Source organism: Vibrio sp. Vb2960, assembly GCF_033337665.1.
GTDB classification, from domain to species: Bacteria; Pseudomonadota; Gammaproteobacteria; order Enterobacterales; family Vibrionaceae; genus Vibrio; species Vibrio alginolyticus.
In genome coordinates, this window is record NZ_JAWORD010000026.1 from 1 (window position 1) to 24855 (window position 24855).

The 24855-nt window shown below is 42.5% G+C and carries 20 protein-coding genes and 1 tRNA gene; 6 read left to right on the forward strand and 15 right to left on the reverse strand.

Features of this window, described 5'->3' with window-relative positions:
* From R7O03_RS19360 to R7O03_RS19370, 3 genes are all read right to left on the reverse strand, one after another.
* Positions 1-74, reverse strand: a tRNA-Cys gene (locus R7O03_RS19360).
* 203 nt (positions 75-277) lie between these two features.
* Positions 278-1732 carry an ATPase RavA stimulator ViaA gene (viaA, locus tag R7O03_RS19365; protein WP_005375981.1) on the reverse strand — a complete coding sequence of 485 codons (1455 nt, stop codon included), beginning with the start codon at positions 1730-1732 and terminating at the stop codon, positions 278-280.
* 9 nt (positions 1733-1741) lie between these two features.
* On the reverse strand, positions 1742-3403 hold the full coding sequence (locus R7O03_RS19370) for an ATPase RavA domain-containing protein (protein ID WP_054576741.1): 1662 nt from the start codon (positions 3401-3403) through the stop codon (positions 1742-1744).
* 269 nt (positions 3404-3672) lie between these two features.
* Here R7O03_RS19370 and R7O03_RS19375 point away from each other — a divergent pair, with 269 nt between their 5' ends.
* From R7O03_RS19375 to R7O03_RS19395, 5 genes are all read left to right on the forward strand, one after another.
* Positions 3673-4188: an NUDIX hydrolase gene (locus R7O03_RS19375; RefSeq protein WP_318131950.1), complete on the forward strand. Its 516-nt coding sequence runs from the start codon at positions 3673-3675 to the stop codon at positions 4186-4188.
* A 22-nt stretch (positions 4189-4210) separates the two neighbouring features.
* Positions 4211-5215 (forward strand): low-specificity L-threonine aldolase, encoded by a 1005-nt coding sequence (gene ltaE, locus R7O03_RS19380; RefSeq protein ID WP_318131951.1) that lies wholly within the window; start codon positions 4211-4213, stop codon positions 5213-5215.
* A gap of 78 nt (positions 5216-5293) precedes the next feature.
* Positions 5294-5614: a c-type cytochrome gene (locus R7O03_RS19385; RefSeq protein WP_017633643.1), complete on the forward strand. Its 321-nt coding sequence runs from the start codon at positions 5294-5296 to the stop codon at positions 5612-5614.
* A gap of 212 nt (positions 5615-5826) precedes the next feature.
* Positions 5827-7359, forward strand: coding sequence for a putative basic amino acid antiporter YfcC (gene yfcC, locus R7O03_RS19390; protein WP_005387492.1), 1533 nt, complete (start codon positions 5827-5829; stop codon positions 7357-7359).
* 110 nt (positions 7360-7469) lie between these two features.
* A complete protein-coding gene (locus R7O03_RS19395; protein WP_054574303.1) occupies positions 7470-8465 on the forward strand; it encodes a succinylglutamate desuccinylase/aspartoacylase family protein in 996 nt (331 codons plus the stop codon).
* Between the two features lie 207 nt (positions 8466-8672).
* On the opposite strand, the gene R7O03_RS19400 is transcribed toward R7O03_RS19395, so the two are convergent.
* Entirely contained in the window at positions 8673-9206 is a 534-nt protein-coding gene (locus R7O03_RS19400) for a lipocalin family protein (RefSeq protein ID WP_318131952.1), read from the reverse strand.
* Positions 9207-9513: 307 nt separating this feature from the next.
* Here R7O03_RS19400 and R7O03_RS19405 point away from each other — a divergent pair, with 307 nt between their 5' ends.
* Complete coding sequence (locus tag R7O03_RS19405; RefSeq protein ID WP_005387498.1) at positions 9514-9894, forward strand: cystatin domain-containing protein; 381 nt, start codon at positions 9514-9516, stop codon at positions 9892-9894.
* 59 nt (positions 9895-9953) lie between these two features.
* On the opposite strand, the gene R7O03_RS19410 is transcribed toward R7O03_RS19405, so the two are convergent.
* From R7O03_RS19410 to R7O03_RS19460, 11 genes are all read right to left on the reverse strand, one after another.
* Positions 9954-13010, reverse strand: a complete 3057-nt coding sequence (locus R7O03_RS19410; protein WP_238843907.1) for an AAA family ATPase — start codon at positions 13008-13010, stop codon at positions 9954-9956.
* A gap of 9 nt (positions 13011-13019) precedes the next feature.
* Complete coding sequence (locus R7O03_RS19415) at positions 13020-14153, reverse strand: exonuclease SbcCD subunit D (RefSeq protein WP_213970842.1); 1134 nt, start codon at positions 14151-14153, stop codon at positions 13020-13022.
* A gap of 358 nt (positions 14154-14511) precedes the next feature.
* Entirely contained in the window at positions 14512-15351 is an 840-nt protein-coding gene (locus R7O03_RS19420) for an NAD/NADP transhydrogenase subunit beta (RefSeq protein ID WP_158155199.1), read from the reverse strand.
* Entirely contained in the window at positions 15352-15642 is a 291-nt protein-coding gene (locus tag R7O03_RS19425; RefSeq protein ID WP_005375969.1) for a PAAR domain-containing protein, read from the reverse strand.
* An 11-nt stretch (positions 15643-15653) separates the two neighbouring features.
* Complete coding sequence (gene tssI, locus R7O03_RS19430) at positions 15654-17489, reverse strand: type VI secretion system tip protein TssI/VgrG (RefSeq protein ID WP_017820211.1); 1836 nt, start codon at positions 17487-17489, stop codon at positions 15654-15656.
* 49 nt (positions 17490-17538) lie between these two features.
* On the reverse strand, positions 17539-18018 hold the full coding sequence (locus tag R7O03_RS19435) for an Hcp family type VI secretion system effector (protein WP_005375967.1): 480 nt from the start codon (positions 18016-18018) through the stop codon (positions 17539-17541).
* Between the two features lie 208 nt (positions 18019-18226).
* Positions 18227-20794 (reverse strand): type VI secretion system ATPase TssH, encoded by a 2568-nt coding sequence (gene tssH / locus R7O03_RS19440; protein ID WP_025767715.1) that lies wholly within the window; start codon positions 20792-20794, stop codon positions 18227-18229.
* Positions 20795-20804: 10 nt separating this feature from the next.
* Positions 20805-21770 carry a type VI secretion system baseplate subunit TssG gene (tssG, locus tag R7O03_RS19445; RefSeq protein ID WP_005375963.1) on the reverse strand — a complete coding sequence of 322 codons (966 nt, stop codon included), beginning with the start codon at positions 21768-21770 and terminating at the stop codon, positions 20805-20807.
* Complete coding sequence (gene tssF / locus R7O03_RS19450; protein ID WP_151515519.1) at positions 21767-23590, reverse strand: type VI secretion system baseplate subunit TssF; 1824 nt, start codon at positions 23588-23590, stop codon at positions 21767-21769. Before tssF ends, tssG begins: the two co-directional genes overlap by 4 nt.
* Positions 23587-24051, reverse strand: a complete 465-nt coding sequence (gene tssE, locus R7O03_RS19455) for a type VI secretion system baseplate subunit TssE (RefSeq protein WP_017635621.1) — start codon at positions 24049-24051, stop codon at positions 23587-23589. The genes tssF and tssE overlap by 4 nt, the downstream gene beginning before the upstream one ends.
* A 7-nt stretch (positions 24052-24058) precedes the next feature.
* Positions 24059-24853 carry a type VI secretion system accessory protein TagJ gene (locus R7O03_RS19460; protein ID WP_226083039.1) on the reverse strand — a complete coding sequence of 265 codons (795 nt, stop codon included), beginning with the start codon at positions 24851-24853 and terminating at the stop codon, positions 24059-24061.
* Positions 24854-24855 lie beyond the last annotated feature (2 nt).

Here is a 24855-nt window from a genome sequence, read left to right on the forward strand (position 1 = left end):
TGGAGGCGCCTCCCGGAGTCGAACCGAGGTCCACGGATTTGCAATCCGCTGCATAGCCACTCTGCCAAGGCGCCTTTTATTACGCTTCAGGGCTCTACCCCGTTGCGTTGGTGGCTACTTTACGGATTGAGAGAAGATAGTCAAACAAAAATATTTCATTTTCTGTTCGTTTGATTTCTTTTAAGTCAATTCGACCAAAGTTCGATCTTATTGGCTTAAAACGAAGCAATATAAATCTAGCTTTCAGTTCGTTTTGTCCCATGAAACATTAAGGCGTTTAATAGTTGCTGACCCTTTTTAGCAATCTTCCCACAACATTAGGGTGATAAGACCAAGTGTGATCAAACATCGACATTAATGCAGGATTTCCGTATTTCGATAAGCTAATCGCGTGAAAACGGTTTTTCTTCGCTTTGAGCGCATCCACTTTGGCCAGTAACTCGTCTTGTTGTTTTGGCGCGATAAAGTCGGAAATGACTACCATGTCTGCGTTTTTATATTTATCACCGCTCATCAAGTCGATAGATTTAATCAAAGTTGGCTCTAAGTCTGTACCACCATGGAAGCTATAAGTTAGAAAGTCCGCCGCCTCGCGCAGACCATCTTGTTTGGTTAGTTCGTAGGTAATGTGTTCCGTAGAAAAAATAATGACATAGCAATCACGTTGCTCCGCTAGTGCGATTTGCATCAGAGCATAAGCCATGGCTTTGGCGCATTGCTCAGGAAAGCCACTCATGGAACCGGACGCGTCCACACAAACAATGAAGGGGCCTTTTTCGATATCTACCGCTTTATGGTCAGGTCGGTGAGCTTTAACTTTACGTAACGTGCGCGATTTGCCTTGTGTACGATAGTTCATGAGCCGTTTATCAACTAAGTGTTTATAGAACACAACTTCAAGTTCAGGATACGCCAAAAACATCGTTTCGTTGGGAAGTAGCTTATTTAGATCATCGCTTTCGTGAATACCGACAATATCATCCGTCGCCTCATCACTTTTCTCTTCGACCAATTGAAGTTCTTCAGTGGGCGCACGATTTAGTTCAGGGTCATTTACTTGCCCCGCCATACGACCGAGTTGCTCCGCAATTTCTTGCAAGCCTTGGTGCTTCTTCAGAAACTCAGCATGGCGTTTCATCACCGTTAAGTCTGTTTTACTCAACTTGGCAGAGGCCATATCCCACAGGCGCCCTACACTTTCAGCGTCACCCGACTCCGTGACTTTATCCATATTACGCATGGTTTCCATACGTTGATACAGGTCATTCAGCACCTTTTCTTTATTGGCTTCAAGCTCGCTTACTTGCGCTTGTTTTATAGCATCGGTGAGGCTTTTGTACCATTGATCACAAAAGTAATGAGGGAACATAGGGTTATTCATCCCTTTGTTCTTTTCCATCATTCGGCGAGCTTGCATGTAAAACGCAGAGTGCCATTCCAGCTTTTTAATCACATCTTCGATGTTTTCAAAAAACGCCTCTTCATCCCAATGAATAACCTCTTGATATAAAGACAGCTCTTGTTGGAAACGCTCTGTCTCACATACCTTGGTGATCCGTTTTTTGACGCTGCCTCGCCACTTTAACAAGTGACCTTTGACCGAAGATTTAACACCTCGGTTTTCTGCCATCATCATGACTTGTGAACGAGCCATCAAATCATTAACTGCGCTATCGATGATGCCGGAGTCGGCCACCATTAGCGCGAGGTTAAGTCCGTCTGCACCTAGCATGTCGTCTCCTTATGAGAAAAACTGATTTAAGTTTTTAAAGCGTTGGATAACTTTTTCACTTTCTGCTTGGATTGATTCAAGTCTCTGACTGACCTGTTGCAGACTCGACTCCATTAGGCGGGGTAGTTCAGGATCAACAAAGCTATGCGGAAGCGCATCATGAAAGTTCGCTTTCACCTTGCGCATATGGTGTTCTGCCTCACTAAGCTGATTTACGGCTTTTTCGCTCTGCGTTAACCACTTTTGGTAAAGCTCTACATCCAAGCCCTCTTGAGTCACTAGGCTAACCAAAATGCCTCGGTTCGCGATATCACGGATAACTAGGTTATTCGCCGCGTCAACATCAAATCGTAAACGGCACATGTTGGTGTTTTGATTGACGTAACCATACACATCACCGCTTCCCTCTTTAATGACTCGATCTAACTCATCTTTGGGTACATAAACCCAGCGGCTATCACCTTTTTCTGATTCTGAAACCGACATGTTGCTTTGCAAGACAACCAATTTAACTAAGTTAACGGCTGCGCCAACTTTGTACATCTTGGCTTTAGAGGTATCAAAGCGCATGGTTTCTTTACGCAAAATGCCCGTTGCCGCTTCAGACGTTAACGTCATGCGGTAGGCATCTTCAAGTTCATGTTGAACATCAACCAAAGACTCTCGGCAGTACTCAATTTCCTGCTCCGCGTCTTGTTGATCAAATGCATGTTTTAAGGCGAACTCTTGAACCACTTCACGTACCACATCTCGCGATTCAGGACTGTTCCATAAACAATCTTGCAGCAGTAGAAGGTCAAGCGGATTTATTTCATCGCGACCATTAAAAAACGCGCTCGCTTTTAACAACTTCACGGCTTTCTTCCAGCGGCGGTCAGAGACATACATATCGGTATTGGCCACATCACCAAACTGAGCTTCAACTTTGCTTTCTAACATCGTTTTAAGCTGGAAAAGCTTTTCGAATGCATTGTCGGTTAACGTCAATTTGTCGAGCTGTTGTTGCCATTGATGATATTCTTCATCAGTTATCGCTAGGCCTTCTGGTACTTGTGCCTCTTGCGATGTGCCCACAGTCAACATCGACTTAAAGTTTTGTTTATTCTGAATTCGATTCACAAACACACGCACCAACATGCGGTCGTAGAGCGCATCCAATCCACTATCTTCATCGGGTAATTCATTGGAAGCCGATACCAACAAGCGCATTGGCACACGCTCGATATCGCTGCCATTTTTGAATGTTTTCTCATTAACCACTGTCAGCAATGTATTAAGAATTGCAGGGCCCGCCTTCCAGATTTCATCCAAAAATACGACTTGTGCAGTTGGCAAATACCCTTTAGTTAAGCGAACATAACGGCCGTTGTCTTTTAGCTCTTGGATACTCAGTGGCCCAAACACCTCTTCAGGGGTTGAGAAGCGCGTCATCAGGTATTCGAAGTAACTGCTGTTATCGAACGCTTGGATGAGTCGTTTGGCAATTAAGCTTTTTGCAATACCAGGGGGACCTAAAAGAAAAACACTTTCACCAGCAAGTGCAGCAAGAAGGCAGAGCTTGATCGTATGTTCACGCTCATAAACGCCATCCGTTAACGCTTTCGCCAATTTATTGATGCGTTCTGAGAGAAGCGCTTTTTCGGCATTTGAGGCAAATAAGGTTTGTGTCATACGTTCTCCGGCTGCTGAAGTGGTATTGCGTTAACATTTTTATACACTTGTTATAACTTTGTTACAAATGTATTTTGTCGAATTCCCCTTATAGCAGATGCTTTTCCCCTTCTTGACGAAGCAATCAAAGTTTCCATTTATGAGACATTGCTCACTTAAAGTGCAAACGCTTTCGTCGTGTTGCAGTATTTTTTGCTTTTGTTTCCCACCATTTGTGGTTAATGTCGAAAAACGTCAAAAATGCGGTAACAGCTAGGGTTCATAACTGCATGAGCAAGATAATTCATAAATGGAAGCAAATTTCTCTGATTGAAGAAGACGTTATGCTTCCTACAGGACAGGCAATTACGCACACCACAATCCATCATCCGGGCGCTGCAGTGATTCTCCCTATTACAGCGGAGGGTGAGATTGTCCTTGTCCACCAATTTCGGGCTTCACTTAATAAATGGCTATTGGAACTCCCTGCTGGTACCAGGGAAGGCAACGAAGAGCCACTCTGCTGCGCCAAAAGAGAGTTAGAGGAAGAAACTGGGTTTAGTGCAGAGAAATTCACGTCTCTCGGCCAAGTCACCCCTCTTGCCGGATTTTGTGATGAGATACAGTATCTATTTGTTGCCGAAAAGCTCAACAAAACAAACCGTTACGAGTGCGATGAAGACGAAGTGATTGAGGTCGTCACCTTGTCAATCAAGCAACTCGAAGAAAAGATTGTCGATGGCACGATCACCGATGCCAAAACGATCGCTTGCTTAAGCAAAGCGCGCCTTTGCGGATATATTTAGGACTTTGACCAAGGAGACATTCATGGATTTTCGATCAGATACCGTTACACAGCCCACCCAAGCCATGCGAGAAGCCATGTTTAAGGCCCCCGTTGGGGATGATGTTTATGGTGATGACCCTACGGTCAATGAGCTTGAAAAATTTGCTGCGCAGCTTGCTGGTTTCGAAGCAGCTTTGTTTACCACTTCAGGCACTCAAGCCAATCTGCTCGGTTTAATGGCGCATTGCGAGCGGGGAGATGAATATCTATGTGGGCAACAAGCACATAACTACAAATACGAAGCTGGTGGCGCGGCGGTTTTGGGATCAATTCAACCTCAACCAGTCGAAAATAACCCAGATGGCACGCTACCATTTGATAAACTGGCTTCTGCGATTAAACCAGATGATTGTCACTTTGCTCGCACTAAGCTTCTCAGCTTAGAAAACACAATTAATGGTAAAGTACTACCTCTGTCTTACTTAGCAGAAGCACGTGACTTCGTGAATAAACATAACTTGCAGATGCATCTAGATGGCGCTCGCGTTTTTAACGCAGCCGTTGCACTTGATGTTCCGGTAAAAGAGATCGGTCAGTACTTTGATTCAATGACGATCTGTCTGTCGAAAGGTCTGGCTGCCCCTGTTGGCTCGCTACTGCTTGGTAGCAAAGACTACATCGCAAAAGCACGTCGCTTAAGAAAGATGGTCGGCGGTGGTATGCGTCAATCGGGTATTCTTGCCGCAGCAGGCAAACTTGCCCTTACCGAACAAGTGGAACAGCTAAAACAAGATCACATCAACGCAAAAACCTTAGCGGAAGGTTTAGCAGAACTGCCTGGTTTTTCAGTCAACCCTGAATTTGTTCAAACGAACATCGTGTTCGCGAAGCTTGATCCTCAAGTGGACATAGTAAGTATCGCTGCGAAACTAAAGGAACAAAACATCACGATAACCCCTGGAAATCCAATTCGTTTTGTAACTCATAAAGATATTTCAGCGAAAGACATCGACACTTTCTTATCAAGTATAAAATCTCTACTTTAATTTGATTTTGATCATTGAGCTTCCCCTAAGGGGAAGCTTTATTGTATCGGCATGATTTTTAGCGAATAGATAACCTCCATGCTCAGATTTGTACTTCTAATCTCTTTTATTTTCTCTTCCGCTATCCATGCCGAGCCGTTTGGTGATGCTGATAAAGGTAAAATCAAATCACCTAGCTGTGTCTATTGTCACGGTGTTACAGGCATCGCAACGAACAACACCTATCCAAGCCTTGCTGGTCAAAATGCTCAGTACCTTTACAATGCAATGAAATCTTATCAAGCCGGTGAGCGTAAAGGGCCACTTGCAGAAATGATGGCAGCACAGTTAAAAATGTTAAATGATGAAGACCTTCGTGATGTCGCTGCTTTTTATGCAGAACAGACAGAAATCAAGTGATTAGATCACCTGTAGATGTACTATGAAAGCTCGTGAATCATCCAAACTCAACGCATATTGAAACATTAACCCAACATTTGACCACAAAACAATCAAATTAACTTCACTTCAAATATTTGATGAATTTATAGTTCAACATAAGCATTAATATTGACTTTTTATTCTATTTTATCGATATTTCATGCTTTATTGAATTTGACGTGAAGTAAGTTATGTCTCACACACATGCGCAACCAGCAGACTCGGTTGCTACCCCTAAGTCGTGGCAGATGCCAGATACCCTCATTTTGATCTTCATTGTTGGTATTCTTGCTGCGATTCTTACCTACTTAATTCCTGCTGGTCATTTTGATAGCCAACAGGTGACCTACATGGTCGACGGTGCAGAAAAAACTCGCACAGTTATCGATCCTTCTTCTTTCTCTTATGCAACCGACGAAAACGGTGAATTGGTTTACAACAAGGTTGGCCTGTTTGCTTCTGGTGGTGGCATTGGTCTGATGAACTTCCCTTTCGAAGGGCTAGTTTCTGGCTCTAAATGGGGCAGCGCAATCGGCGTGATTATGTTCATGTTGGTTATCGGCGGTGCTTTCGGCGTTGTAATGCGCACAGGCACAATCGATAACGGTATCCTGCGCCTTATCGATAAGACCAAAGGTAACGAAGCGCTATTCATTCCAGTGCTATTTTTGCTGTTCTCGCTAGGCGGTGCGGTATTTGGTATGGGTGAAGAAGCCGTAGCATTTGCGATTATTATCGCGCCGCTTATGGTTCGCCTTGGTTATGATGGTATCACTACGGTAATGGTTACCTATGTTGCGACTCAAATTGGCTTTGCTACTTCTTGGATGAACCCTTTCTCCGTCGCTATTGCGCAAGGCATTGCGGGTGTACCTGTTTTATCCGGCATGACAGTGCGCATGGGGTTATGGGCTGGCTTTACGTTAATCGGTATCGCTTTCACAATGATCTACGCCGCTCGTGTGAAGTCAAATCCTAAACTTTCTTACAGCCACCGCACAGACCAGTATTTCCGTCAGCAAGAGCTTGGCAATCAAGATTCTCGTTGGAACCTAGGTGACACACTCGTTATCCTTACGGTTATTGCGACCACGGTGTGGGTCGTTTGGGGCGTAGTCGCTAACGCATGGTACATCCCAGAAATCGCTTCTCAATTTTTCACTATGGGCTTTGTTGTCGCGATCATCGGTACGATTTTCCGCCTGAACGGTATGACGCTAAACTGCGCAGCTGATGCATTTAAAGAAGGTGCAGCTATTATGCTTGCACCTGCCCTATTAGTGGGTTGTGCGAAAGGTGTATTGCTTATACTTGGTGGAGGTACAACTGATGAAGCGAGTGTACTGAATTCAATTCTAAACAGTGCTGGCGGCGTGATTAGCGGGCTTCCTGACGTGGCTGCGGCATGGTTAATGTATGTATTCCAATCTATCTTCAACTTCTTCGTCACTTCAGGATCCGGACAAGCGGCACTAACGATGCCTCTACTGGCCCCTCTGGCAGACATTGCAGGAGTTACGCGCCAAGTGGCAGTTTTGTCATTCCAACTTGGCGATGGCTTTACTAACGTTATCGTCCCTACTTCGGCATCTCTCATGGCAACGCTTGGTGTCTGCCGTATCGACTGGGGTGACTGGGCAAAATTCTGCTGGCGATTTATTCTATTACTCTTTACCCTATCAAGTATCGTCGTTATCGCAGCTCATATTATGGGTTTTGCGTAAAACGAAGCCAATTGGTAATTAAGGCGAGACATGTTCTCGCCTTATTAATATTCATGGTATGACGACGCTAAGGTTTTAGATTAGCTTATGGTTTTGGAGTGGTAACTTTAATGGCAACACAATTTCTCGATGACGTGATTCAAGGTCATCAAGTGATTCAATCTCTCAATGTAGCAGACCTAAATTCGGGCGAGCATAAGTTTTGGTTTCGCATCGCAACGAATGCTCTCTCTCAGTGGCAACACCTACCTGTGCTAGTGTTCAAAGGTGAAAAACCTGGCAAGAAGATCATGATTACCGCAGGGGTTCATGGTGATGAGTACAATGGTGTGTTAGCAGCGCAGAAAACTGCTCGAGAGCTCATCGGCACTGAAGTCGCTGGTACTGTCACTATTGTTCCAACCATTAACATGCCAGGTATGCTAAACCACAGCCGCGATTTCTATTCCGCAGATCCTGATGCGTCTCCTGCAAACTTAAACCGCTTTTTTCCTGGTGACCAAAACGGCAATGAGGCCCAACGTTACTTATATGCATTGTGGAATGATTTGCTCAAGCCAAATGCTGATTTAGCCATTGACCTTCACACTCAAACCAGTGGTGCGGCCTATCCACTTTACGTGTTTGCAGATTTCCGAATCGAGCAATCATTAGAAATGGCTCGTCTCATTAATCCTGATGCGATTTTAAATGATCCTGGAGATGCTGGCGTCCTTGAAACGGTTTGGAATAACCATGGTGTCCCAAGTATTACTGTTGAAGTAGGTATGGGGCGATACACCGAGCAAGAACTTATCAGTCGAACTGTAACAGGCATTTTTAATGTGCTGAAAAAGCATAACATTGTTGAAGGTGATATGGACCCTATTACGTCATGCTTGGAAGGAAACGAAATCGTCAGTGTGAAAGCGACACACGGCGGCTTTGTACTGCCTCATGTCAGTTTGATGAATTTTGTCGAGCAAGGCCAACTTCTTGCGATTCAATACGACAGCTTTGGCGCTGAGATTAAACGCTACACCGCCCCAACAAGCGGCACAGTACTTAGCCACAATGTTGAATCTATTCGAGCACCAGGTTCCCTGATCGTTCGTTTGATTAAGTAAACCATAACCGTTTGTTGATAGAGCAACCTTTCGACGCTCACTCAAATTTATATAAGCCCCATCACGAGTAATCACAAATGATGGGGCTATATCCATTTTGACCACATTAAGTTACGCCGTAACAAATTACTGTTTAGCGAAATGACAAACTGAGCTCTTAATTAGGAAGCTTCCCCTCTGTCCGCTTTTTCAGCCACGCTGATGAACTTAAAGCTGTCTTTGTTTCTCTTGTTCAACAAAAATGAGCTCGTCGATAGCGAAACCTTTCTCTTTAGCTACGTACTTAAAGCGCTCCACTACTTTCTCATCAACGTTAGGCGTTCTAGACAATAGCCACAAATAGTCGTGGTTGTAACCGGAAACAAACGCATAGTCATAGTTTTCACCTAGCTCAAAAACAATGTAAGAAGAGTATATTGGCCCAAAAAAGGAAACCTTTAAGTGTCCAACCGTTTTATCTTCAACAAAATAAGCTTTGCCTTCAGCTTCTGACCACTGTCGCTCTTCTTCGGAATATCCACGGTTTATCACCTTAACCCCACCATCCTCGCGAACCTGATACTCAGCGGTAACGTTGGATAAGCCTCGCTCAAATGAATGGTCTAGGCGTGCAATTTCGTACCACTTACCTAGATATGGCTCTAAATCGAAATTATTGACGGGTTCCACCCCATCCGGCTTCGAGGTACAACCAAGTAAAGTTGCAAGTGACAAAAGTAAAAATATTTTTATCGATTTCATACAACACCTAAATTTTAATTAGTGATTGATTTTACTCTAGAAGATAACAAATCGATCACTAAGCCGCACCATCGCCCTCATAGGTACACATCACAATTCTTCATCATCAATAGCGCGCTGAACACCGAAACCTCGTCATCTCAGCAAATCGATAACAAGATTGCTCTATTTTTGACTTACAAGCTGACCATGCTTGTACATTTTGTCAGCATTTAACCCTATGCATATAGAAACTTTGCACAACATAGACATTCGTAGGCATATCACCCTCCTATAATACGTTGCGTTATAGACAGAGGTTATTGTTATGAAATTAAAAACAGTGTCAGTTTGTGCACTTTTGGTGTTACTTGCAGGTTGTCAGCAGGAAAAGCCGAGCGAAACGACACAATTAACGACCTCGGCAGATGTATGTAATGCACAAGGAAACATGCCAGGTGGGTGGAATGAGTTTAACGCGACCCCTGATGCACAAAAGGCAATGGCCTTTGTTTTAAAGAAAATGGACACAATAGCGTCGTTTAAACAAATACTGAATGTTCACGCGCAAATCGTTAGCGGCGTCAACTATGCTATTGAGTTTGAATTGGATGATGGCTCTGTTTGGAACACGATTGTTTATCGCAACCTCGATGGCGAATATGCGATTACCCAATCGCCAAAAGAAGGCCACTTTTGCGAACAGTAGCGACTTAGTCAGAAAGCCCCTAACAATAGGGGCTTTTTGATCTAACAGTAATCACTGAATTAGACAGCGAAGCGACATTGAGATTTAATCGACACCGTTGAACCAAGTCTTGATGGTTCAACATCAATCCTCTGCGCCATTTGCTCTTTCAGCTCAGAAACGTGAGAAATAACACCGATCATGCGCCCAGTCTGTTGCAAGTCCACTAGCGTTTGAATAGCAAGATCTAAAGACTCTGGGTCTAAACTACCGAAGCCCTCATCAATAAATAAAGTGTCTAAACGGATACCGCCACTATAGGATTGCACAACATCCGACAAACCAAGTGCCAGAGCAAGCGCTGCCATAAATGATTCACCGCCGGAAAGTGTCGCAACATCACGCGTTTTTCCTGTGTAGCCATCTTCAACCATTAAATCTAAGCCGCGACCCGCTGCGCCTTTGAAGCCCTCTGTTTTTCGAGCAAGAATATAGCGCCCTTTACTCATAAGGCTTAAGCGTTGAGAGGCCTGAATCAGCACATCATCCAACAGTACACCAAGAACAAAGCGATGTAGGCTAACCCTGCTGCCTGTTTTACCGCTAGCAACGTCGTACAACGTACCAAAGACTTTGTATTCTTCTTCTAACTTACTATTTTTCTCATGCAACACGGCAATATCTTTACGAACCTTTTCAAGACGTTCAAATATTGAGCGTGTGGTATCAAGTTGATTCCTTACTTCAATATATTGCGCCTGCAGAGTGGTTAACCTGTCGTTAAACGACTCCAAATTAGGCCTTTCAAGATCTTTCAATGCATGATTTAAATCATGTAGTGTTTGCTCAAGCTTGGTTTGTGCCTGTTTGAAACTGTCTATTTCTTGCTGCCAGGCTTGAAGTTCATCATCTCCCACTCGACTACTTAGATAATGGCTTTCATCCTCAAATTTACTCGCCTGTAGTGCCTCATTCCACGCTAATTCTGCTTGGCTAAGTTTTTGCTCTGACTCAGATAACCACTGCTTGTTCGTCGCTAAGTGACTTTCCGCATTTGATTTCTCCAATATCGCTTGCTGCAAAGCGGTTTGCGCCTTTTCTAAGCCTGTGTTCAAACTCAGAATTTGCTCTTTTGTCAGCAAAATTTCACGTTCAAGCAAGTCAGCGGAACTGTATTTTGGGTCAATAGAAGCTTGTAATTGAGCCAATTGTTCTTGGTTCGCTTTAACGGTTGATTCATTTGCCGCCATTTTATTCTGCAGCTCATAAATTTTATTTTCACCCACGACGCAGCGTTGATTAAGCTGTTCAACGTTCCTTTCTAGTTTTTCAATATCAATAGCTTGTAGACGTAGGAGTTGAGCATTAAGCGCTTGCAAATCATTTTGAACCGTCGAGATCTCAGATGTAGCATACTCACCCAACTCCTCTTTCAACTGGTTACACTGATTCTGATACTGACTAATGACAACGTTATGTTGTTCTAGCTGATTGCTTAGTTGGTTCAACAAGGTTTGAGCTTCTCGCTCTTTCGCTCTAGCCGCCTGAACTTGCTCTTTTGTAACGGCTTCTTCAACAAACGTTGCGGGGTTAGGATGCGTTTCGCTACCACACACCGGGCATGCTTCACCTGCTTTTAGTCGCTGCGCTAATACTGCTGCTTGAGCGTTGTGCCACTTAAGCTCTATCGTATCAGCGTCTTGTTGACACTGCATATAGCGCTGACTGGCTTCGTTTAGTGACTGCTGCTTACCTACAGTTAGCGCATTGAGTTTAGAGAGCTCTAAAGTAAGATCATGCAGCTTTTTTAGATCCTGTAGCAGCCGTTGTTTTTGTTTTATTTCCGCATCGATGCTGCCAATAAGCGCAACATCAACTCGTGCTTTCTCTAGCTCCTTCTGTCCCTGCTGGGCCTGTAACGTTAACTTATCTTTTAGTTCTATGTACTGTTTTAACGTTGCTTCAAATTGTTGTTTTTGTTGATAACCCGCCGTTATTTTACTTTCCAAATTGTCTTTCTCGACCAACTTGTTTTTCATACTTTCAAGCTGATACTGCAGTTGCGTTAACTGCGGGACCTTTGCCGCGGCCTCTTTTGCACTTTGCTGCAAGTTTTCTTGTTCTCTCGCAACGACATGAGCTTTTTCGAGACTCTCTTTCAAAGCTACGATTTTTTGCCTAAGCTCTTGCGTTTGAGCTTTTGCATTTTGTAATGAGACGTAGGGCAACTCTATCTTATTGGCATTTTTAGCGTTTTCTAATTGCTGTTGACGAGCTTTTATCGAATCTGAGTGTTCTAGATGCAGCTTGAGTGCGCTTTCTGCTTGCTCTCGTTTCGAAAACTCTCCATTCAAGGTTTCCGCTTTTTGCAATTCAGATTTAGCAGTATTGAGCTTATCTAACGCTGCTTGCTCATTCTGTTTATCAGACTCTAATTGCTTAGTTACTTGTTCCAGTTGTTGTAATAGTTCTTGTTCAGAACTCGCTTCTGCAACTTGTAAAGCACCTCGAATTTGATTATCAAATTCGCCTTTCGCTTTACTAATTGCACTCGCTTTATCTTTGAGCGCGTACTCAATTTTTTTATATATGTCAGTTTGAAAGAGTTGGCCAAAAATTTCTTCACGCTCTTTAGAGCTAGCAAGCAACAGTTCTCGGAATTTTCCTTGAGGCAACACCATAACTTGACGAAATTGAGTTTCATTCAAGCCAATAATATTGCTAACTTCAGTTTTAACCTGAGTCGTCTTGCTGGTGATAAGCGTTTCAGTCTCACCGAGTTCATAAAGAGCAGCAGTGTGCTTTTTAATCGTCATCCCTTCACCACGGGCCTTGGGCGCTTCCTGCTCAGGGGATCGAACAACTCGGTATTGTTTGCCGTGTAACGAAAATTCGAGAACTACTTCGGTTGGTAAATCTTGCGCGGATAAGTCACACCGCATCTGAATACCTTGTCGCTCATTACCTGTGGTTTCACCATAAAGGGCGAAGCAAATGGCATCTAAGATCGACGTTTTACCGGAACCTGTAGGACCATTAATCAAAAATAGAGGGTTACTGCCAAGCTTCTCAAAATCAATGATTTCAGTTTTTGCAAACGGACCAAAGGCTTGCATGATTAGTTTAATTGGTTTCATCTTTGGTCCCTATTGCTGTGATAATTGCTTAATAATGTCAGTAACAGCTTGCTCTTGCTCTTTAGACAACTGGCTATCTTGCGCCTCAATAAAAAAATCTCGGAACATATCAATTTCGCTTCGCGCCAACTTTGCTTGCGCCATTTCCTGCTCTACCCCAATTAACATGCCAGGTTTCTCAAGGTGTAAAACGTTTGGATACACTGAACGAAGTTTTTCCATTGGGTTTAAAATCGCATGTTTATCCATCAAACGAACTAACAAATAATCTTCATTCTTAGGGTCTGTTTTTCCTTGCTCAATAACTTTATCCAGCTCGCCCTCTACAATACGCATTTCATGAGGAGCCGTAAGATCAATATGCTTTGCAGAAACGAATCCTTTCTTGTTCAGTTCAACTAACGTGAAACCTTTTCTCTGGTTCTGTTCACCAAAGCTATACTTCATGGGAGAGCCAGAGTAACGGATATGCTCTGCGCCTTTCTTTTGAGGCTGATGCAAATGACCAAGTGCGACGTAGTCAAAATCTAAGAAGTGTTCATGACTCACGCGATCAGAACCACCAATAGATAATGGTCGTTCAGAGTCTGACTCGATGGCCCCATCAACAAAACAGTGACTCACGAGTACGCGCTTTTGCTTAGAGATAAAGCGCTCTTTAATTTGCTCAACAAGCAATTGATGAGCCTCATCATGAGTGGATACCGAGGCTTTGTAGGCAAACCTGACCTGTTCAGGGTCGTTATAAGGCATACCATAAAACGCGACCTCATCCCCAGAATCCGTTTTTATGATGATGGGAGTGAGCATATCTTCAAAGTTGCTAACAATATGAAGACCTGCATTTTTCATTTGCTCTGAGCCGAAACCTAACCTTTCTGCACCATCATGGTTGCCAGATATCAATATCATTGGTGTTTCTAACTCGGTACAAATGCGTTTCACGACTCGATTTAACAGTTCTATTGCAACCGTTGGTGGCACCGAACGGTCATAGATATCTCCCGCCACTACAACTGCATCGACGGGGTTGCGTTCAATATAGTTAATCAGTTGTTCGAGTACTGCTTGTTGATCTTCGAGTAGTGATACGTTGTGGAATTGTCGACCAAGATGCCAATCTGAGGTGTGGATAAACTTCATTCGAATTCACTTTCCGCCAATTCTATGAGTAGGCTTGCTTCTGTCAGAGTCCATGTACCGTTTATAAAAAGGAATGCGTCACGGGTGGGATCTCGAACAAGCCAAAACTCAAGTTATTTTATATCGGTAAGGATATCTTGAGTCGAACAGCTTTTCATGTGGTTTGTGTTCTATGGCTGGCTATTTAATCAGAAAGCGAGAATAACACTGTAAAAACGCGGTGAGCAAAGCTATTTTGACAAGCAAGCTGCGCCTAGTCATTGTCCAAACATCATTAAAGGGCCAGTTTCGAGTCAATCCCCCATAACATTTGCATCACTAAAACCTCAGCTACTAGAAGGAAAAGCAATAGCCAGACCTATTCACTACGCCAATTGTATATTACTCCTACCGCATAGCCATCTGGCTCGATGTCGGCTTGCAACACGTGAAAGTCTGGGCAGGGGCTGCTTCTTTGAAGCTCATCAATCACTAACGCTTTTAAAACGCCGCCACATGCACCCAATCCGCCAAGTTTGATATCAACAAATTGATACTGAGTTTGATCGGTCACCCACGGAGACAAGAATTGCATTGAGTTTAACCATTGCGGTTCTTCCTCATTAACGGATAAATACAATTGACTGAGTGGATGTTCACAACTTACTCCTAATTGCTTAAACACTTTGTCCACGGCGATGCGTTGTTGTTTGGCATCTAAATCAATTCGAACAACATCAGGCACAAGACCTGAATGTCGAAAAAAACACTTGGTTAAAATGATAGAGCTTTGAGGTTTGACATGCCCTTCTACATCGCTCGTAACCTCTATAGCCAGTATCCAAGTCGCTTGCGTTTCATTAACTTCACGATTTATCCGATTTAGTGCCATCAAAAATGCAGCTTGGCCATAAGGATAAAAGTAAATTTCAGTATTGACAGTTTGGTCAACGAAAATAGAAAGCTCGCTTATCAATGCTTTAAGCAAACTTTTGTCTACCGAAGATGGTAAAAGAACACAGAGATTCCCCTTGATATCAGCTTGCTCAAGACTCTCGCGCTCAGAGCGCACGAGGCTTAATATATGCTCATCTATTGATTGAGCAAAGTCAGGGGGTCGGATTTCCTCGGACAATCTAAAAGAATCATCAGCTATCTCGCGAACGGTGTGTGAACGGCCATTAAAGGATAGAAGATGCGTTTGAAATGCGAGTGGCATCTAGCCTCCGATTAAAACCGTAGGCATACCAGATAGAATTTTGCCACCATGAGACGTTGAATCGCCGACTCTCGCGGCTGGTTTACCGTTGATTGTTACGCTAGAAGAACCTGCTGAGATACTATCCGGAGGACCGATACAAATAAGCTTGTCGCCTTGTCTTGCCGCAGGTATCCCGCCAATCGTTACGTTTGGTGAGCCAACAACGACGGGACCACCGACATGCGGTATCTTTCCTGTTTTTTTAGGGCAAAGATGAAAGCTGCCCAAAATTGCGGCTGGTTTACCCACTTTAAATCACCTTAGTTCAATGAAATTTGCCCAGCTTTAAGAGCAATAGCTGAGCCGTTAATGGATATTTTATTACCTTTGATATTGATTTCTCCAGAGCTAGACATCTGAATAGAAGCACCACCTACTTTGATCTCGACGCTCTTTCCTGCATTAAAAGACAGCACTTCACCCGTTTCATTCGAAAAGTTTTTACCTACTTTCAAGCTCGCGTTCTGACCAACCTCTTGATTAACATCATTGGTCACTTTTTCGGTTTTACTGTTTTCAACGGCGATATCAACACAGTCTTCAACTAGCATTTGGAACAGTTTTTCAGCATGAAGATAAATGTGCTCTTCACCAGGCTTATCATCGAAGCGCAACTCATTAAAATTGGATGTACCTTTTTGTACAGAGCGTGATTTATAACCACTCTGAGAACTTTGCTCTGGTAAAGCGTAAGGAGGGAGTTGACTACCGTTATATAGTGACCCCGTAACGATTGGTTGATCAGGGTCTCCGTTGACAAACTCGACGATGACCTCTTGTCCGACTCTAGGGTGAAACACCGACCCCCATCCGTTACCTGCGATATTTTGCGCAACACGAATCCAACATGAACTATTTACATCGTATTTACCAACACGGTCCCAGTGAAACTGAACTTTGATACGGCCATGTTTGTCTATGTAAATTTCACCATCTTTGTTCCCCGTAACTATTGCAGTTTGCAAACCTTTCATCTGAGGTTTCGGATAGTTAACTGAAGGACGAAGGATTGTCTTTGAGTCAACACAACTAAACGAGACTTTGACACCTTGCGCACCGGTGCCACCTTGACCAGTCTGGTTATAAACAGCAGCAGACAAAAAAACAGAAGACAGTACATATTCTTTGCCGACTCGAGATTTATCTTCATGTTTTTTAAACTTGAAGCACTTGCCTACGCTGAATGTTCTGCACGTAGCCTCGCCACGACACAAATATGCATTTTGCTGTAGTGCTTCTATTGCATGCGTGTTTCTCAGTGCGTATTGATCATTGCTCTCCATTTCACCCATGTATTCAAAATACTCGCTTTCAGGCACTGTAAAAAAATCACTTTCACCCTTTGCAGTATTTTTAGGATTCGAAGAAGGCTTGAGCATGTTATAGCCTGACTTTTGACTCGCTTTAGTAGTCAGAATTTGCGTTTCATGCCAAGAAGAAATGTGGCTAGATTTCGCCGTACCTGTATCAAAATCGACTAAAAACTCAGTACCCGGCTTATAAAAACTGATGTCATCAAAAATATTGAGCGTATGGGCAGACTTAGTATGTGTAAAACAAAATGATAGCCCCTCTTCCGATAACAGACGTCGAACAAATTCAAGATCTGATTCTTCATATTGTACTTTGTACGTGTATTTAGGATAGGACTTGGTTAGCTCAAAACTAAAGGCAACACTATGCTCCGATAGTACTTCAGAGATAATTTCCTTTATATCTTTATGCTGAAATATTCTGCAATTTTTTCGATATTCAGCGAAACGTAATTTAGGCTCTATTAATAATTCTATGTTTTTATAATTTTCGCCTTTATGTGTATTAGAAACCCTTTTCCCTTCTAATCTTGCAGCAGAAACGTAACCATGCATATAACGAGGATTTGAAGAAACATCCTCATTATTTTCAAGGGTAATGGTAACTTCCTTACCAATAATTTCGTTTAACTCACTTCGTTGATCATTAAAGTAAGCTTTAGCACGCAATGAAAAAAGTTCTGAGATCTCTTCTTTATACTCAAACGAGTTTAGTATGATGGCATCTTTACCGAATGGGGAAGAAATTCGGATGAAATTGTTATCTTGAGTTGCTCTTTTCATTAAATACTTCTTTCAAAAAAATGCGGAGGAATACTCCCCCGCATGAAAATTACATTTGTTGACCTTTAACACCGCTGTAGCCGTATACCAATGGAGCAGAAGTGTTGTTCTTATCGTCAGTAGGAGTCACTGTCATCATCATTTCTGTGTAAGAAATTGTGATAGTTTCAACTGGACGATCGTCTTGGATAGAAACTGAGTAGTTAGAAATCATCGCATCAGTCAGTTCGATCTTCATGATCTCTTCAACCTTCTCACCCTGCTTAGTAATATGGAAAACCGCTGGTTTACCTTTACCAATCGTCGCTTCTTTAAATAAGTCAGGAGAAGAACGGTCTTGAAGTTTAGTGATAGTCAAATCATATAGACGAGTAGCGCTCGCTTCACGGTCCATCGCTGTACCAGTGTATGATGAGATCTCACGACCTACACTCCAATCTACAGATAGTAGTGTAATCAAATCTTTGTATTGCTCGGCTGTTGCCTCACCCTTAATATCTGCGTATTTAAGATACGTATTAGACTGCATGCTAATCTCCTATAGCATTATTAATTGACATATATCGTAATAATTTAATTATCTGACGTTTGGTGATAATTAGTGATTAATGTATCAAAAACTTCATTTTAAATACGCCCTGTTATATCTTTAAATAAGATTTAATTTAAGCGTTTTTTATAAAAAATAATAGTTAATATGAACCAACTCCCAATTATTATTGAGAGTGTAAAGGATGTTAAACTATTGAGACATCAAGTCCACTAGTTGTACCTTTAACAATAATTTCATCAAACGTCTTATCATTAAGAATTGCATGCAATATTTCATGAGAAATCTTCGGAAGCAATGTATTTTCTATGGTTGTTTGTACCACACGCGCACCACTCCCAGACTCATTGCTATTATCTACAATATCATTAATTAGTTCCTCATCAAAAAACAGGTCAGCGTTATAGTGCTTACGAATACGAGTCGTAATTTTATCCAACTTTAATTTTGTTATTTCTATCAATACTTTTCTTGATAGAGGCAAATAAGGTAATACATTCACACGCCCTAAAAATGCTGGTTTAAAGTCAACCAACAAATCATCGCGTAAAGCATCTTTTAGTGCTGACGGCTCAGGCGCTAAATCAGGATCAGAATACAAAGACATCGTCGTTTCGGTCCCTGTGTTCGCGGTCATAATAATAATAGTGTTTTTAAAGTCTATATCTCGACCTTCACCGTCTTTAATTGAGCCTTTATCAAATACCTGATAAAAAATATCTTGAACACCAGGGTGCGCTTTTTCCATTTCATCGAGGAGAATTACACTATAAGGTTTACGTCTAACAGCTTCAGTCAGTACACCTCCTTCTCCATAACCGACATAACCAGGAGGAGAACCTAATAGCAATGAGACTTTATGCTCTTCCTTAAATTCCGACATATTGATAGTCGTGACATTTTCTTCACTACCATACACTTTCTCTGCAATCGCCAAAGCCGATTCGGTTTTACCCACTCCGCTTGGTCCGGTTAGGAGAAATACACCATTTGGTCGTGTCTCATCCGTGAGCTGCGCACTCGCGGTTTTTATCACTTCAGACATGAGCTCTAAAGCGTGATCCTGCCCGACAACTCGCTTGCACAAACTTTCTTTCAAACCCAATACTGCTTGGATTTCATCATCCTGAAGTTTACCCAGCGGTATACCGGTCCAATCCGAAATAACTTCTGCGATTAGCGCTTCATTTACATGCGAAAAAACTAAGGGCTGTGAGTTAGCGGAGAGGTTATTTTCAAGCTCTTGTAACTTGTCTCTCGCAGTCTCAGAACCCTCCTGGATTATTTGGGTTCTAAGTGACTTAGCTTCACTTACCCATTCTTTTTCTTTTTCCCAAAGTACTTCTAATTCAATAATGTCATTAGATAGCGCATCAATCTCTTTTCGGACACTTTGCAGCTGCACATCAAGAGATGCTCCTAGCCGATTCTCTTGGCTAAGATGCTCATACTCAGCTTGCTTTGCTTTAAGTTTATTTCTTTTCGCATCTAGGCCTCCCGGTGTAGATGACTGACTTAACGCAACTCGAGAGCAGGCCGTATCCAAAACAGAAACCGCTTTATCTGGCAGTTGACGACCATTAATGTATCGAGCTGAGAGTTGGACCGCTGCATTGAGAGCTTGGTTAGTGATATGAACATCGTGGTGTTGTGCCATTACATCAAGTAAGCCTCGTAACATTTCGATCGCGAGTTCAGGGGCAGGCTCATCAACCTTTACGACTTGAAAACGCCTAGTTAAAGCTGCATCTTTTTCAAAATACTTTTTATACTCTGCCCACGTTGTTGCTGCGATCGTTCTGAGTTCACCTCTCGCTAATGCTGGCTTCAGAATATTCGCCGCATCACCTTGGCCCGCTTGCCCACCACCGCCAATTAGGCCATGAGCTTCATCAATGAACAATATAATAGGCTGTGGAGCGTCGTTTACTTCCTTAACAAGGTTCTTAAGCCTGTTTTCAAACTCACCTTTCATGCCTGCGCCGGCTTGCAGTAACGCCAAATCCAGAGACTTAATTGCCACATTTTGCAGAGCGGGAGGTACATCGCCATCAATGATCTTTTGCGCCAAACCTTCAACAACGGCTGTTTTTCCAACACCAGCTTCTCCCGTAAGAATCGGGTTGTTTTGTCGGCGTCTTAATAAAATATCGATCATTAGGCGAATTTCATTATCTCTACCTATCACCGGATCTATTTTACCTTCCCTAGCTTGCTCAGTAAGGTCTGTTGTAAATTGATTCAAGGCGGAATTCGCGTTTGACTGCGCTAAGTCATTCGATCTTGATTGAGGCGCATTACTTTCTTTAAAGTTCAATAAGCGAGATGGTTCTATCTTGTTTAGTTCAGGACTAATCGAACCAGCCATGTTGACTAACGTATCATCAGACAAGTAGGCAAATAAAAGATGGATGCACCCCAACTGTTCTTGATTGAATTCAATGGTTGCAGACAACAAGGCATTTTGCATAACAGTCACCGTATGAGCTGATAGCCCAGGCACCGACTGGCATCCTGTTTTGTATTTTTCTAATGCCTTTTGAATATCGGTTTCAACCTTGATTTTATCGACATCAAATTCGTCAAAAACTTCAGAGTAAATATCGTCAGGATGGCGGATAATCATCATTAACCAGTGAGACATTTCAATACTGTGATGAGTTCGGGAGCTTGCCATCGCAGCTGCCTGTTCAAGTGTTTCCTTAGCCTGAGGAGACAATCTTTCGACCAACGCTGAAAGTGAGAGTGAAGCCATTACATTTCCTTTAAATAGTAATTGTTATAGTTCGATCTTTTGTACGTTCGTGTTTTTTAAGCACAGAACCAATACCTAACTGCCCCTGCTGTTTCGATAAACAAGCTTGTGGTAGCAAACTATGTTTGGTGGTGAGCTGCCACTTCAGTTGTTTATGTTTTCCAATCAACTCATAAGCAGCGTTCTTAATGATTGCTATATTGGGTTGGTTAGGAAGCAATTTACTAACTAGCTGTTTATCTTTTGGCAGAAATTCTATTGTTGTCCCCGCGTTGATGTTCCATGCTTTCGAACCCAAAGACGCTCCTAAACCAAGTTGAGCAAACTGCCCTTCAGGCATAGTTCGGGATGCAAGGCGTGTTTGCTCTTCTTTCGTAAGGTGTAACCATTGTCCTTGAAATTCATGAACTTTTACTTGGCATCCAGATAAACATTCAAGAATACTTTTTAGTCCACCTTTACTTCTCACTGGTGAAGCAAACACACCACCATAGTGCCGGGACAGTGAACTCCCTTTCCCAGTTAATGCCGATTTACAGCTTTCTAACGGCGAACGCGCGCCCTGCGCATGCGCACGAGACTGAACAGTCAGCTGACTCAGTTGCCAACATCGATAATAAAGAGATAATAAGCGATGATTGAAAATATCGTAGAAGTCCACCATAGCCGTATCGCCTTCTTTTTGGCGATGTAAAGCTAATTCACTATAGTGCTGGGGAAGCACACCTTGCTCACCCGTTAGGCCTATTAAATTGGTCTCAATCTCTAACTTGCTGTCATCTATATTTTTCAGTTCACAAAGCTGAGCATTTTCAAAACCTAATGATGGATTAACCTTTAAGTTTAGCTTTTCATGCTTCGGTAACGCATCTGTTCCTATTTGCGCCTCTGCTTGCAGAACTTCGTGTTCAATAAGATGAATCGCTTCAAACAATGGATGTTGCTTTAATTCTCGATAAAATTGTTCCGCGCTCATAGCAACACCTTATCGCCAGTTAATGCGGGCCATAAGTGGAAAGACTTTCCCGTGGACTTAAGTCTTATTTCTAACTGCGTAAAAATGTTAATTTCAGCATATTGCGAGAAGTAAACAGATAAAACACTACCTAAGAGAAAGATCTGCTCTTTAGGTAAAATTTGATCAGAAACCGTCAAAATAATTTTTATACCGTGCGCAAATCCAACTTTGCCTTTCTGACTAATTCTTCCTGTAGTCGGCTCAAACTCTAACTTAGTTAAAGCATCGATTACCGCTTTCGTTTCTGCTGTCCCAGAAAATGCATAGAGATTAAGGGTCTGCTTCAAAGTTGCTAAACCATCTTCCTCGGTAAAATGGTTTAAAGTTAAAAGCTTAGTTAACTGCCATCGTGTGCTTTCATCCATTTCTGGCCGAATAGTTTCTGATAAAGAAACTAAACAACGAACAGATTCGAAATTGTCATTTACCTCCGGTAAAGATACTTGCGGCAGCCCACCTCCAAATGGAAGTTTCTGCGCTAAGTTGCGGTTACAGCACTCAGCTTCCACGTACATTAACCAGTTTTCCCGGCTATCCGGGCTGAACAATTGATGTTTTTTATCAACAAAAGAAATGTAAGTTTCTCTACCGGGCTCATCATACCCACCAGCCCAGTTCTTATCCTCACGTCTCATCAACCAATAAATCTCACTAGTGTTCGTATAATGCGTGTGCTCACCAGCGTGATAACATGGCAAATTGTGGTACGTTTTGTTCCAATTTCTCAACGTTACGTCAGAAATTGAGACAACCTCATTACTTTCAGCTTCTTGGTATTGTGGAGACAAGTGGTAATCGTATTCAGTTGGTAGAATACGCTTAGGCTCCATAATACTTTTAAATAAGTTGATCACAGGCACACAGCCTACCATTAAGCTTTCTTCGTCCACTTGCTTTGGAAGCCAGTCATCGTTGGTATCAAAGTAAAAATACAGTTCGACTTGCTCTCTAAGATCTAGCTCTGATAATCCAAGTTCGGTGATATCAAAGAACATAAACTTCTCAGGAAAGTGTAAATACTCAACAAGTAATCTTGCTCCTGAAAAGCTTCTTTTACTGTATGGCACAACTTTCTCGCCTTCTGAAAATCCCACTTCAGAAAGATGTCTTTTGGTTAAAGGACGAACTTCTTTGCCATCCACAACAACAGATAAACCAATTAGGTTTTGAAACAGCATTTGGTAGAGCTTAAAAGTCAATTGAGATTGACCGTTTAAATAGAAGCGCAGCCGTTCTACCCCCATTTCACCAAGAGGAGTCTCTTCATCTTGAGCCGTGAGCTGTACTTTCAAAACTGAATGAGCATTGCTTTCCCATCGTGAGCCAACTGGCTTGAAAGGCGCATTTTTAAAAACGCCAGAGGTCACATCAACAGGATACATTCTGACCGGATAACAAGTTCTAAACTCGCACTCATGATATCCAGGAGCACCGATAACAACTCGCTCGCCTTCTTCTACATCAAAATAAGAGGAAGTGGAGTTAGAACAGCTCATTTTAATGACTGACATTGACGGGATTGGGGCGTGAAAATCCGGATATAACTGTCCCATCAAAGACTCTGTAAACTGAGGGTAACTATTGTCTAAGCTTTGTCTAATCCTTGCTGTTAGGAATGCGCAGCCTTCTAACAATCTTTCTACGTGTGGATCGTCAACCTGTTCCTCACTAATACGAAGTCTCGCGGCAATCTTAGGATACTGCTCCCCAAACTCTTGCCCTTTATGACGCAAATAAGCTAACTCGCGATTATAGTACTTGAGAAACTCTTCACTCATTTTGCTCTACTCAGTTTCATACCTAAATTTACCGGCTCTACTTCAGAATTGAATCGCACTTCATGAATACTGTTATCAATTAAGCAAGTGGCATTTATCTGTAACCTCAATACCCTATCAATAGCGTTTTTCTCGTCCGAAATCTGGACATGAGGGTTCCTTAACCTCGGCTCAAACTCTTTAATTGCATCATGAACAATGTCGCAAAGCTGATTCTGCCCTTCTTGGCTGCTATAGGGCATTGAGGAAAAATCTGGCAGCCCATAATTCAATATTGAATAACGAACCTCTAGAAGGTCATCAGGAATGTTTTTCCATCCAATACGACTATTCAGCATCGACTCTAGATCTCTAAGTAAGCTGCTCAACATCTGTTGCTGGCTTGCAGGGAAGTCTTTCTCATCTCGAGTGAGAGGATCACTATCTATCAATTTGTCGAGCAGAGAAACGGTTAACGACATGATATTTCTACGCTATTTGTTTCTGTTCTAATAATGTAGTCAAATCACAGATTGGAAGCGCTGAGTCACCGACTAACCAACATTTTTGACCCAAGCCAACAAAAGATTCTTGCTCACCAATCTGCTTCCAATCCGTTTCTCGACCTAACTTTTGAGCATCGGTCTCTGAGTCAACATACGTCAAAGGCATATGGCCTTCGCCTTCACCAAGTCCATCGATATCAAACTCGACAGGTCGCCAAATACTTTCTAACAAAGAAGTAGGTGCTTTAACTTCTAGCGTATGGATGCTCGATATGGGTACAAGAAAATAGTTACCTGCTGTAGAAAACAGTTCAATGTAACCACCTAAACGATCATCAATATCTCTAGCATCTTCGTAGTTTGTGCCGTTTACGTTAAACCCTTTAATAGTACGATGCTCTTCAATGCGATGCGATAGACGTGACGCTTCTTCGTACTCTTGATTTCCGAGAGCAAGATTAAATCGAACAAGCTCTTTAGTTAATCCCTCATCACCTAATACTTTGGCACTAGCCGCACCATTGATAAAATCCTTTCTAGCTTGAGCTGCTTTCACTAAATGTCGTAGCTGACTTGCACCAGGCAGATACTCAGGAAACAATTTAATCGATTGCATGAGCTGAGCGTCCGCACGCTCGAAGTCACCATCAATGCACAGAAGCTCAATGAAGGAACTTCTCAAGCTCGCATCTTTAGGTGTTGCTTTAATTTCATCAATTAATTGCTCTAGAGCGTGTTGCAATAGGCCTTGGGACAAAGCATTTTTCCATTGAGTCATTG

Coding starts and splice junctions, on each gene's coding strand:
- R7O03_RS19415 (WP_213970842.1), bottom strand. CDS start 14,153: ATGAAGTTTATCCACACCTCAGATTGGCATCTTGGTCGACAATTCCAC.
- R7O03_RS19405 (WP_005387498.1), top strand. CDS start 9,514: ATGAAATTAAAAACAGTGTCAGTTTGTGCACTTTTGGTGTTACTTGCA.
- R7O03_RS19460 (WP_226083039.1), bottom strand. CDS start 24,853: ATGACTCAATGGAAAAATGCTTTGTCCCAAGGCCTATTGCAACACGCT.
- tssF (WP_151515519.1), bottom strand. CDS start 23,590: ATGAGTGAAGAGTTTCTCAAGTACTATAATCGCGAGTTAGCTTATTTG.
- viaA (WP_005375981.1), bottom strand. CDS start 1,732: ATGCTAGGTGCAGACGGACTTAACCTCGCGCTAATGGTGGCCGACTCC.
- R7O03_RS19420 (WP_158155199.1), bottom strand. CDS start 15,351: ATGCCACTCGCATTTCAAACGCATCTTCTATCCTTTAATGGCCGTTCA.
- R7O03_RS19370 (WP_054576741.1), bottom strand. CDS start 3,403: ATGACACAAACCTTATTTGCCTCAAATGCCGAAAAAGCGCTTCTCTCA.
- R7O03_RS19435 (WP_005375967.1), bottom strand. CDS start 18,018: ATGCAGTCTAATACGTATCTTAAATACGCAGATATTAAGGGTGAGGCA.
- tssI (WP_017820211.1), bottom strand. CDS start 17,489: ATGAAAAGAGCAACTCAAGATAACAATTTCATCCGAATTTCTTCCCCA.
- ltaE (WP_318131951.1), top strand. CDS start 4,211: ATGGATTTTCGATCAGATACCGTTACACAGCCCACCCAAGCCATGCGA.
- R7O03_RS19400 (WP_318131952.1), bottom strand. CDS start 9,206: ATGAAATCGATAAAAATATTTTTACTTTTGTCACTTGCAACTTTACTT.
- R7O03_RS19375 (WP_318131950.1), top strand. CDS start 3,673: ATGAGCAAGATAATTCATAAATGGAAGCAAATTTCTCTGATTGAAGAA.
- tssG (WP_005375963.1), bottom strand. CDS start 21,770: ATGAGCGCGGAACAATTTTATCGAGAATTAAAGCAACATCCATTGTTT.
- tssH (WP_025767715.1), bottom strand. CDS start 20,794: ATGGCTTCACTCTCACTTTCAGCGTTGGTCGAAAGATTGTCTCCTCAG.
- tssE (WP_017635621.1), bottom strand. CDS start 24,051: ATGTCGTTAACCGTTTCTCTGCTCGACAAATTGATAGATAGTGATCCT.
- R7O03_RS19395 (WP_054574303.1), top strand. CDS start 7,470: ATGGCAACACAATTTCTCGATGACGTGATTCAAGGTCATCAAGTGATT.
- R7O03_RS19385 (WP_017633643.1), top strand. CDS start 5,294: ATGCTCAGATTTGTACTTCTAATCTCTTTTATTTTCTCTTCCGCTATC.
- R7O03_RS19410 (WP_238843907.1), bottom strand. CDS start 13,010: ATGAAACCAATTAAACTAATCATGCAAGCCTTTGGTCCGTTTGCAAAA.
- yfcC (WP_005387492.1), top strand. CDS start 5,827: ATGTCTCACACACATGCGCAACCAGCAGACTCGGTTGCTACCCCTAAG.